This is a genomic window from Sphingomonas sp. CCH9-F2, from assembly GCF_001556735.1.
In the GTDB taxonomy this organism is placed as follows: Bacteria; Pseudomonadota; Alphaproteobacteria; order Sphingomonadales; family Sphingomonadaceae; genus Sphingomonas; species Sphingomonas ginsenosidimutans.
Genome location: NZ_LSJO01000093.1, coordinates 1 through 9,174, shown reverse-complemented (window position 1 = coordinate 9,174; position 9,174 = coordinate 1). Strand labels below are relative to the sequence as shown.

10 protein-coding genes are annotated in these 9,174 nt (G+C 63.1%); 2 read left to right on the top strand and 8 right to left on the bottom strand.

Annotation, left to right across the window (positions count from 1 at the left end; translation table 11 throughout):
- From AX685_RS02735 to AX685_RS02720, 4 genes are all read right to left on the bottom strand, one after another.
- Positions 1 to 749: c-type cytochrome (locus AX685_RS02735; RefSeq protein ID WP_156445628.1), on the bottom strand; the 749-nt coding region annotated here is incomplete at its 3' end.
- Between the two features lie 257 nt (positions 750 to 1,006).
- A complete protein-coding gene (locus AX685_RS02730) occupies positions 1,007 to 3,694 on the bottom strand; it encodes a vitamin K epoxide reductase family protein (RefSeq protein ID WP_066485181.1) in 2,688 nt (895 codons plus the stop codon).
- Positions 3,695 to 3,752: 58 nt separating this feature from the next.
- On the bottom strand, positions 3,753 to 4,052 hold the full coding sequence (locus tag AX685_RS02725; protein WP_066485179.1) for a DUF1971 domain-containing protein: 300 nt from the start codon (positions 4,050 to 4,052) through the stop codon (positions 3,753 to 3,755).
- A gap of 13 nt (positions 4,053 to 4,065) precedes the next feature.
- Positions 4,066 to 5,109 carry a cytochrome D1 domain-containing protein gene (locus AX685_RS02720; protein WP_066485176.1) on the bottom strand — a complete coding sequence of 348 codons (1,044 nt, stop codon included), beginning with the start codon at positions 5,107 to 5,109 and terminating at the stop codon, positions 4,066 to 4,068.
- A 10-nt stretch (positions 5,110 to 5,119) separates the two neighbouring features.
- On the opposite strand from AX685_RS02720, the gene AX685_RS21360 reads away from it, so the two are divergent.
- On the top strand, positions 5,120 to 5,446 hold the full coding sequence (locus AX685_RS21360) for a hypothetical protein (protein ID WP_156445626.1): 327 nt from the start codon (positions 5,120 to 5,122) through the stop codon (positions 5,444 to 5,446).
- A gap of 127 nt (positions 5,447 to 5,573) precedes the next feature.
- Here the strand turns inward: AX685_RS21360 and ygiD are convergent, their stop codons facing one another.
- The 4 genes from ygiD to copC all read right to left on the bottom strand — a co-directional run bounded on the left by ygiD (position 5,574) and on the right by copC (position 8,476).
- Complete coding sequence (gene ygiD / locus AX685_RS02710; RefSeq protein WP_066485174.1) at positions 5,574 to 6,434, bottom strand: 4,5-DOPA dioxygenase extradiol; 861 nt, start codon at positions 6,432 to 6,434, stop codon at positions 5,574 to 5,576.
- Complete coding sequence (locus AX685_RS02705; RefSeq protein WP_443026246.1) at positions 6,431 to 6,847, bottom strand: DoxX family protein; 417 nt, start codon at positions 6,845 to 6,847, stop codon at positions 6,431 to 6,433. The genes ygiD and AX685_RS02705 overlap by 4 nt, the downstream gene beginning before the upstream one ends.
- Positions 6,848 to 7,176: 329 nt before the next feature.
- Positions 7,177 to 8,103, bottom strand: a complete 927-nt coding sequence (gene copD / locus AX685_RS02700) for a copper homeostasis membrane protein CopD (RefSeq protein ID WP_007407019.1) — start codon at positions 8,101 to 8,103, stop codon at positions 7,177 to 7,179.
- A gap of 4 nt (positions 8,104 to 8,107) precedes the next feature.
- Entirely contained in the window at positions 8,108 to 8,476 is a 369-nt protein-coding gene (gene copC, locus AX685_RS02695; protein ID WP_007407009.1) for a copper homeostasis periplasmic binding protein CopC, read from the bottom strand.
- A 301-nt stretch (positions 8,477 to 8,777) separates the two neighbouring features.
- Between copC and AX685_RS02690 the strand changes: the two genes are divergently transcribed.
- A partial coding sequence (locus tag AX685_RS02690; protein WP_443026245.1) for an NAD(P)/FAD-dependent oxidoreductase occupies positions 8,778 to 9,174 on the top strand: 397 nt, incomplete at its 3' end.

The window sequence follows — 9,174 nt, the reverse complement described above, 5'->3', positions numbered from 1 at the left end:
GTTTTCAGGTCGGGAATTCGTGCCCGCAAGCTCGCGTCCGACTTCCACAGCCGCTCACCCTCGACCGCTTGTGCGTCGGTGGAGGCGAAGCTGCCGGAGCGGAACGCGAGCGCCCAGCGCTGATCGCTAGACAGATCGACGAAGCTCTGCATCGCGGTTCCGTCGATGCCTTGGCTTATCACCTGATAGAGCGCGAACACGCTGCGCTGGCGCGCTCGCTCGGCATCAGTAAAGGCGATCGGTGGCGGGTCGAGCTTGGCGGCGTCGGGACCGTGCCCGTTGCCTGTCATGCCGTGGCAGGACGCGCAGGATTGTCGAAAAACCGCTCCTGCTGTGGAGATGTCCGGTGTCTTGTCCGGGGCGAGCGGAACCGGATAGGCCTTGAGCAGATCGGCGGCGAGCCCGTAGGCGAGCGCCGCGACCTGTTGGGCCGAGCCCTTGCGGGCAATCACGCCTTGGAGCTGCGAAGCCCGTTGGATCAGGGATTGCCGCTCAGGTGTCGCAGGGAGCGCGCGCAGGCGGGTGGACACGCCTGCGGCGAACTCCGTCATCTCCGCGTATTCGGACGCACTTGTGACCGCGCCGTTGGCGACCGCACCGCCATAATCGACCGCCATATAATCGAGCAGACGCCAAGCGGTTTGCACGTCGCCGGGATCGGCCGTCGCCGCAGCGGGAATCAACAGCAGCATAAGCGACGCGACCAGCGCGAGTGCAGGCTTAATCAGCGCGACCCGAAGTGACGGCATATGGGTGATCGTCTCCAAGCTTTACTCGTCGCGCACTATGCGAACAGCTCTCATTAGCAGTATTGGGCGGAGGGCGCGATCACCAAGGCAGCCGATGATGAACATCGCCGCGTCAACGGGCGATCGTCGCCGGCGACAGATCGTGACCGTGAACCGGTCCCGATTGAACGACGCAAGAAAGCGGCGACGAAGGCACGCGAGACGGTGCGATGCGCGATCAAGGTCCGCAATGGAGCCAGCAGTGATCGAGGATACTTTCAGATCACGTACTTGTCCCAGCCTGCATAATGCTCGGCGCTGCGCTTCCCCCTTGGAAAGCTGAGGCCGACGAGCGCAATGCCCGCTACGACCGAGGCCACGGCACCAAGGTGACCAACGCCGTCCAGGAGGAAAGGCGCGGCCACGAGCCAGGCTCCGAACGCGACATTGATCAGCCGCAGCACGCGGGCAACCTCCGCTGTGGCGATGATCGCGACCGTGATGACCAGCGCACCCACAACGTGATCGCTGTTCGCCATCCCGCCTTCCGTGCCGAACAATACCCGGGTGAGCATCAGCAGGACGCCGATGACGATGCTCGCAGTCAGCGTCCATGGCAGGGTCAGACCCTTCTTCGCGTCCGCCCAGAAGGTGCTTGGCGAGGCCATCGCGTCCGAGGTGTCCTCTCCGCCGGCCGCGATCGCGTCGCCTTGGAAGAAGGTGCGGATCAGCGGTTTGCCTTGCCGGCGCGCCCAGAGAAGGAACTGACCCATCGCAATCACCTCGTCGAGCGCGAACGGGATCATGATCAGCATGGCGAGCGCGGCGATCAGCGCCAGCGTGCTCCACGTGCCGATGACGATCGGCTGGCTGATGATGAAGTAGATGCTGACGACGCCGAGCGGGATGACCAGAATGCCGAAGAAGGTCACCATCCACGGCATGGTGCGCCAGCGATCGCGGGTTCCCATCACTGCCATCAGGATCTCGAGCACGTAGCTGATGGTGCCGAGACCGCCGTCGGCGATCGGCCACGCCTTCGACATGTCGGAAGTGATGATCTCCTCCGTCCCGTTACGCGGGTCAGTCAGCGATCCGACGAAGAACGGCTCCCAGGCTGTATCGATGTGCCCGAGCTGGTAAGCGGTCAGGATGCGCGAGGTGAGAAGGCCGATCAGGCCCATGGCGACGATCGGCAGCCGCTGCGCGTCAGTGGACGGCGAATAGGTCCAGCCAGGCGGGATGTTCTTGGGGTCCATCATGCCCGCCATGCTCATGCCCGGCATCATCGGCACGAGCACCGACAGGGCAATCACGGCCGAGCCGATGAGCAGGTTGTTGTTGTACTGAGCAGCGCTCGGGCTCCAGAAGATTAGCGGGGCGAAGAACAGCCAAATGCCGACGAACGCCACCGCCCATTGCGCCCAGGTCTTGGTCCTGGCCGACAGCGACAGCGCACCGAACAGCGCGATGGCGAGGCCGCTGACGACATCGCTAATGGCCAGCGCGTTCGCCCGCCACTCAATCGACGGCAACCCGCGATCAATCGTTACGAAGCGCGCGGCCTCGCCGACGCTCTGCGTGGTCACGGAGTCGTATATGAGCGGGCTGGAGGCGAGCCACAGCCCAAGACCGATGTTCGCGTAAAGAGCCCAGCGCGCACGGCGCTCGTCCCGGTCCATTATGGCCATGTGATCGCCGTGTGCACCGTGGCCGGACATCGCCATGTCCGCCGCGCCAGGGCCGTGCCCCATGGCTGCATGGTCCATGCTACTATGGTCCACAGCCCCGTGATCCATACCGGCCATCCCGGCGCCTGCCGCCGCAGGTTGATGGCTCGGCGCTACAGGTTCGGCCTCTGGCTTATCGTGCCAGGCAACCAGGTTCTCGTTGAGCTTGTTGTTCCGATACCAGGCCCGCGGATGGCGCTTCAACGCGGCAACGATCGCGGGCAGTGTGTCGCGGAGACTGTGTTTCGGCTCCCATCCGAGCAGCGAACGCGCTCGGGAGATATCAAGGATATAGTGGTCGTTGCTGCTGTCGATCATCCAGGGCTGGATGAAGTCGTCACTGCCGAGCGCTTCGTTCTGCAGGATAATCCCGGCCTTCGCGAGCGGCTGCGGAATCCGGATCGTCTTCCAGCCCTCGCCGTGGAGCGCCTCGCCGACGATGTCCTGGATCTCGGCATAGCCGGGCGCGTCGGGCTCGCCGATGAGCAGTGGCAGCTCCGTCGGAAGTTCGTGCCGCCGATCGACGAGACGCAGCACGGCATCGGCCAAATCGTTGCGGTGCACCGATGACTGTGCCGCACACAGCATGCCGGGATAAAAGTGCGAGATCAGGCGGTGCTCGTAAATCTGCGATATCTGCTGCGCGAGAAACGCCGAGCGTCCGTCGTCGTCGTAAACTCCGGCGGCGCGCATGTAGACGACCGGGATGTTCCCGTGCTGCTCATGCAGCAACGCCTCGCCATCGACCTTTGACTGCGGGTACGCCCAGGACGCACCGATCGGAGAGTCCTCGTTGATGCGCTCGTCGGGTGTGGAAGTCGGCTTATGAACCAGCATCGTGCTGGCGAAGATGAATTGCTCGACCTCAAACGATTGTAGCCCGTCAATCAGCCGGCGGGTGCCCTGCACGGTGACCTTGTCATAAAGCGGATTGGCATCGCCCGTAATATCGTAATAGGCGGCGAGATGGATCACCGAGGCGATGCGGTTGCCATAGCGGGCACGAACCTCATCAAGTGCAGCGCGCACTGCCTCGTCAGAGCCGAGATCGAAGTCGACTGCTGCGGCGGGCGGCGGCGGATCGGGAGGACCAGCGCGATCGAGGCCGACGACCCTATAGCGCTCGCTAAGCTTGGCGATCAACGCGGCCGCGATGAAGCCGCTCGCGCCCGTGATCAGAACGACGCCGCCACCACCCTGGCCGCTGCCGGCTTCACTGCTTTTGCCATCGGCCATGAATTGCTATCCTCGTTCGTCCGTCTCTGAAAACACCAACAGGCTAGCTTTTACGCCGTTAACCGGCGGCGTGTACGGGCATCCGGTCATAGAACTCGACCTGCATTCGCATCGGTCCGAGCGGCTCGACAAAATGTGGTTGGTCCGGGAGCACCAGGCCAGGACAATCAGGATCGAGTATCGTTTCCGAAGCCGGGTCGAGCACCTGATAGCGCAACCGACCGTCGAGCACTCGAATGACGCCCCACACCCCAGGCTTGGTGCGATGCTCCTTTCGAAGCGTGGCCGGAAGCGTGTTCTCGTCGAATACAGGGGTGCATTTATAAGGAAGAGGTCCCTCTGGAGGCGGAGTGCTCATGAGAATGAGTCCATCACTTCGTAGCCGCGTAGGTGACCCCGCCAGGACCAGCTCCTACAGTAATATTGCGCAGAACCTTCCGGTTCACGGGGTCGATCACCGAAACGGTGTTGGCGAAGACGTTCGTGACAAAAACCCTATCGCCGCTGCCGCTGACTACGACGCCGTGAGCGCCTGCCCCGGTGACGACCTCAGAGGTGACCTTCTGATTCGCGGTGTCGATAATGGACATGGTGTTTCCGGGAGCCGCCTCCGTTCCTTGGTTAGCGACATAGACTTCCCGGCCATTAGGCGCGGCGAAGACCTGGATAGGTCCCGGTCCCACCGGAATCTTGGCGATCACCCGCCGGCTTGCAGTGTCGATGACCGCGGTGCTGTTCTCATCCCGCAATGATACGTAGTTGCGTTTGCCATCGGGAGTGAAGCCGACCTGCACGGGCCCTTTGCCGACTGGAATGCGCGCGACCTCTGCCAGACCGCTGACGCTCACGACGGAGACGGTCCCGTCGTCCGTGTTGGCGACGTAGATCATCTGTCCATCTGGACTCATGCGCAAGCCATGCGGCGCTTTTCCGACCGCGATGCTCTTGATCACCTGCCGTTTTTGCAGATCGACTACCGAGATGGCGTTGTCTCCTGCATTTGGAACAAACGCACGCGCGCCCTGCGAATCGACGATGACATGTGTCGGCTCTCGGCCGACCTCAATATCGGCGGTCGGCCCGCGGGACACTCTGGTTGCATCAAAGACGAGAAGCCGCCCCCGACCAGCCATGCCGTCGCCCATTGCTTGGCCCGCAACCATTGGCGACCCGACCGCGAAAAGGGTGCGCCCATCGCTCGATGCCTGCACATTGTGAGGCGAGATGCCGATGCCCGTCGTTTCAACCTGGCCTGTCTCCGGGTTCACGACGCTGATCGCCTTCCCCTCCTCGTCGGCAGTGAAGACGGTTCCGCTGGTCGGCGATCCGGTGCGCGAGCAGCCGGTTTGCGTAAGGGCGAGAGTCGCGCTGCTGACCACCATACCGATCGTGAAAAGGGCCTGTTGTAAGCTCATGGCGTTCTCCGTGATTGATAGGCTGTCGGCCGGGCGCGCTTGTGCGGTGTCGGATTCGATCGTTGCTTTCTTCGAAGCAGATCATCGCAATTGGCAGCACTCCGCGAGTCTCATCCCTTCAGCATCTGAATACCAAACCGGCAGGCAAAGCCGCGATGACTTATTGGGGCTGAGCGAGTATTTGTTGGCAGCGCCGGTGGCTGAGATTCATCGAGTTGATGCCTTGGCCCTTCATCTCACCGTGATCATGCGTCGTGTTGATGCCCATGGTTTGCTCCATGCGCTCGCAGCTCGCCCGCTGTTCGGGGGTAGCTTTCATCGTCGCGCAACCCGCTAGCGGAACTAGGGAGAGTGACGCCGCCGCTGCCATTACAAGCTTCATAAATATTTCCTTTCTCTGTTCAGTCGTGCCTACCCGCGTGCTGGCCTTGGCCGGCTGAGCTGACAACGCTTAACCGACCGGATCAGATGTTTGTCTGGTCGGCGGGAACGTCGCGCGGCAGCGTCGCGGCGTCTTCCGCTTCCGTGTCGACCGGCAGGTTCACACCTAGCGCGTGGCAGGTCATGGAGATCGAGCCCATCGAATAGCCGCGCACGATCGGCTCCGGCCGGGTATCCTCCGCAGCCGCCAACCCTGCCAGGTAGAGAAGCGGAACGAAGTGGTCGGGCGTGGGCACGGCGCGCGCGTAATCAGGATGCTCACGCACCTTCAATATGTCGCCCGGTGTGTCGGCGAGCTGCGCTACCACGGCGTCGTCGAACCGCTCTGCCCAATCGAATGCTGTGTTAGGCTGATCCCACTGGATTTCTCGTAGGTTATGGACGACGTTGCCGCTGGCGAGGATCGCCACGCCGCTGTCGCGCAACGCGGCGAGCCGCGCGGCGAGGGCCACATGGTATTCGAGCGGGCGCAGCGCGTTGATCGAGAGTTGCACCACGGGCACGTCGGCTTGCGGGTAGAGGTGCGCGAGCACGGACCAGGTGCCGTGATCCAGACCCCACTGGTCGCGGTCGAGACCAACCCATTCCGGTTTCACCACTTCCGCGATTTCCTGCGCAACGTCTGGCGCGCCGGGTGCGGGATAGTCGAAGTCGAACAGCGCCTGCGGGAAGCCGTAGAAGTCGTGGATCGTGCGAGGTCTCGGCATGGCCGTTACCGCGGTCGCACCGAAATACCAATGGGCCGAGACGACCAGCAGTGCACGGGGACGGGGCAGTGTTCGCCCGAGCGACTTCCAGGCGTCGGTGAAGCCGTTCCGCTCCAGCGTGTTCATCGGGCTACCGTGGCCGATGAACAGTGCAGGCATCCGCCCGGCGACCATCATGCCCCTTCCCCGCGACGCTGGCGGGAAGCGTCCAGGCTCCAAGGTCCTGGCCCCGCGAACACGAGATAGAGGAACACGAAGCAGTAGAGGATCGCTGCATCGCCCCCGTTGTTGACCGGGAATGCGTTCTGCGGCGCGTGCGCGATCCAGTAGGCGACGGCCATCGTGCCGGAAGCCAGGAAAGCCGCTGGACGGGTGAACAGGCCCAGCGCGATCAGAAGCCCGGCCGCCAGCTCGACCAAGCCCGCGTATGCCCCAGGGTTGTCGAATGCAAAGCCACTACCTGCCGCTTGGCCAAGCGGGAAGGACAGGAACTTCTGCGTCCCGTGCTCAAGGAAGACGAGACCGGCAACGATCCGAAGGGCACTCAGCATTCGCGGTGCCCAGAAATGCAATCTTTCGTTCATGGCCATCGCCGCTCCTTGTTCCCTCAGTCAACGCGGCTTGTTCATTCAAAATCCAACATTTGGATGAAGGATCATCAAGAGCTTGCCTCGCGACAGGCATGCTTTTTGTCCCGCGCACTCAACGTAATGACCATCCCGGACCAATCCTCTCGTACACTCAGCTTTGCAGCGCGAGGCGACAGTCCCGCAAGCACCTGTGGGCGACTTAGGGCGTCGGACACGTAAGCTCAGTCCAAGCGGGGGGTATCTTGGGAGGCGAGGGTTAAGCCGCGCAAGTGGGTAAAAGAAGGTGGAAGGCCTGGGCGGCGCTTGTGTGGGCGGATGGTCCATAGCGTTTACATGCCCGACGCGGGTGGCGCGAGGGTGCCTAGCCATGCCACGAGCGCCAGAATGCCGATCACGCAGGCTGTCTCGATCGCGAGGCTGACCCGCAGCGCCCTAAGCGCCCCGCGATGGTCGTTCATGGCAATCGAGCGCTCAAAGGCCGGCGTGAGGCGAAACCGATTGAGGGAAGCGAGCCCCAGCATCCCGGCGAACAGGGCTAGCTTGGCGAGCAGCAACAGGCCGTAAAGTGTCGTTCCCAGAGCCATAAAATTGGTCGGCCCGACGAGCAGCCAACTATTGATCAAACCAGTTACCACCAGGGTAACAACAACGAGCGTACCAACGGAGCCAAACCCGTGCAGGGCGCGATGGGTCAGCCGAAGGTGCGCAGCATCGATCTCCTCGGCGCGCCGCGCCATCAGGAGAAGCAATCCGAACAGCGCCCCGACCCACAGACCGGCAGCAAGGAGATGGAGGATGTCCGCAGTGAGGTGAAGCCATCCCGTGCTTCCCTCGCTCGCGGCACCATGCCCGTTCCACGCGAGTGTCGCCAATGCCGCGGCTGCCGCAATCATGGCCATAGCCAGCCATGATGCTCTGCCTCGCGCCAGCAGGGCTGCACCGCCGGCGATGACGAGCGCCACCATACGCACCTTCCAGGCGGTGCCAACCGCCGACCCTCCGAGCAGCGCGGCCGCAGCAGCCTGATCGATCGGCCAGAACGGAGATCCGGCCATCGCCGAGGCCATGAGGATCAGGCCAGCGGCCGAGAGAAGCAACCCGAGCGCCGCGCTTGCCGTGAGCCAAGGCCGCAGCGCGATTGCATCATCGCGCTCGCCAAGGCGAAGGCCGTAGAGGCTGAAGGCCGACAGGCCGAACAGCGCCGCCAGGACCAGGTACAACGCCAAGCGGATGGCGACGGTCGGCCAGTCGAGCATTCGCTCACTTCACCGTGAAATTGTAGCTGCCGGTGATTTTATGTGTGTCGCCAGAGACGACCTGCCAGTCGACGCTGTAGCGTCCACGCGGGAGACGCTGCTTCGGGGTGATGGTGAGCGTCCGGCCATCGGCGCCGACTGCGGCGCTGCTGGGCATTTTCATGGCCGCCATGCCAGGCATCGCGGCCATGGTAAGGTCGGCCTTAGAGAAAGCCGGCACGAGCTTCTCGCTGAACTGGAGGCTGATCTTCTCGGGGGTCGCGACCGCCGCGTTGGCAGCGGGACTGGCGGACACCAGCTTCGGATGCGCGTTCGCCACGCCGCCTACGAAGAACAGGGCGGCGGCGGCAGTCGTGATGAACAAGCGGCGCATTTAGGTAATCTCCATTTCAATTGGGCTCACCTGTATTACGCAGCTGGACGGGTCACCCCTCACGATCTTTTTTCGTGCCGACGCACCGCTCTCGATGAGGGGTCGGCGGTGGCAGCGCGTATTCAGAAGGGAGCATGGAGCGCTTTTTCACTGCGTCTCCCCTTAAACCAACTGTGGCCGCGGGCCTGATAGGCGCATGCGCGGGGTAATGATGAGGTTGCGGTTGACCGATCAGGGCTGGACTGGAGATCCTGAGGAGGTCATCGACTGTCTGATAGTGGGCGGTGGTCCAGCGGGCCTCATGACCGCGATCTATCTGTCGCGGTTTCTCAGGAGCTGCGTCGTCTACGATGCGGCGGCAGGGCGCGCCGCGTCCATCCCGCGCTCGCACAACCTGCCAGGATTTCCCGGCGGCATTTCCGGCGTCACGTTTCTTGCCCGTTTGCAGGCTCAGCTGCGCGAATATGGCGGTACGGTCCAGAGAGGTGAGATTGACGCAATCGTCGCGTCAGGCGACCACTTCTCGGCAAGCTGCGAACTGAACGTCCTGTATGCGCGGACCGTTGTCCTTGCGACGGGCGTCGTCAACCGGCGTCCCGAGATGCCTGATGCGATGCATGACATCGGCGTGGCGCGTGGGCTTCTCCGCTATTGCCCGATCTGCGATGGTTATGAGGCCCGGCGCATGAACGTGGCGG